The 1,238-nt window shown below is 54.5% G+C and carries 1 protein-coding gene; it reads right to left on the bottom strand.

The window, feature by feature from the left end:
- Positions 1-8: 8 nt before the first annotated feature.
- Positions 9-1,171, bottom strand: a protein-coding gene (locus ACUN9V_RS19890; protein WP_445512668.1) for an IS3 family transposase whose coding sequence is annotated in 2 segments (ribosomal slippage) — positions 9-916 and positions 916-1,171 — 1,164 coding nt in all. Because the reading frame shifts where the segments join, the coding sequence is not laid out codon by codon here.
- Positions 1,172-1,238: the final 67 nt, after the last annotated feature.

Raw genomic sequence — 1,238 nt, forward strand, 5'->3', positions numbered from 1 at the left:
TGTAGTGGTCAACTAATCCCGGACAGTATTTTAAGTTTTTCTTCCGCCATCACGGGTGGCATGCCGCCATTGAAGGTATGAGGGCGCTGCCGGTTGTAGTAGTCCATCAGGTAGACGCCAATATCCTTTCGTGCATCCGGAATTGAACGGTAGCCGAGTGAAGGAATCCATTCGCTTTTCAAGCTCCGGAAGACTCGTTCCATCGGGGCATTATCCCAGCAATTTCCCCGGCGACTCATGCTTTGCTCCATGCGGTAACGCCAGAGCCGCTGACGGAATAACCGACTGGAATACTGACTGCCCTGGTCGGAATGAAACAGAATCCCTGTCGGCTTTCCTCGTTGCGCGTAAGCATGCTCCAGTGCCTTTACTACCAACTCGGCGTCAGGCCGGTCCGATAATGCCCAACCAACGATGCGGCGAGCATAGAGATCCAGAACGACGGCCAGATAACTCCATCGTTGACCGGCCCACACGTAGGTAATATCACCGCACCACACTTGGTCAGGGCGGTTAACGCTGAACTCACGATTCAGCCGATTAGGGATGTCTGGCCTCTCCACAGTGGCCTGCTTATATGCGTGCGGCCCTGGTTGTTTGCAGATCAGTCCCAGCTCACTCATCAGTCGCCGGACCTTGAAGCGTCCGATTTCGATACCTTCGTCATTGAGCATGCTGGTAATCATCCGGCTGCCCGCTGAGCTTCGGCTCTTGCGAAATAGCCGGTTCACCTCGGCTCGCAGAACCACTCGTTCCGAGTCCACTACGGACCGCCTGCGGCGGTAGTCGTAATAGCTGGACCGAGATACTTCAAACGCTTTACAGACCATCTCAACTGGCTCCTGCTCACTCAACTGGTCTATCAGCGCGTACGATTCATCTCGTCCGACATCAAGAGAGCGGTAGCCTTTTTTAGTATCGATTTCTCCCGCTCCAGGCGCTCACAACGGGCTTCCAATTCCTGGATACGCTGCTGCTCTGGCGTTAGAGCTTTGGACGTGGGAGTCATCCCGCCACGTTCTTCAGAGAGCTGCTTTACCCAGCGCCTCAGGGCGTTTTCGCCAACATCCAAAGAACGGCTGGCTTCGGTAACAGAGTAGCCCTGGTCAAGCACCACACAGGCTGCTTCCTGCTTGAATTCCGGCGTAAAAGATCGTCGTTTCCTGCTCATCAGACACCTCGCTAATGGTGGCAAGATTACCACCTATGCTGATGTCCGGTGTCATTGGACCACTACA

The sequence above is a fragment of the Salinicola sp. V024 genome (genome assembly GCF_052645315.1).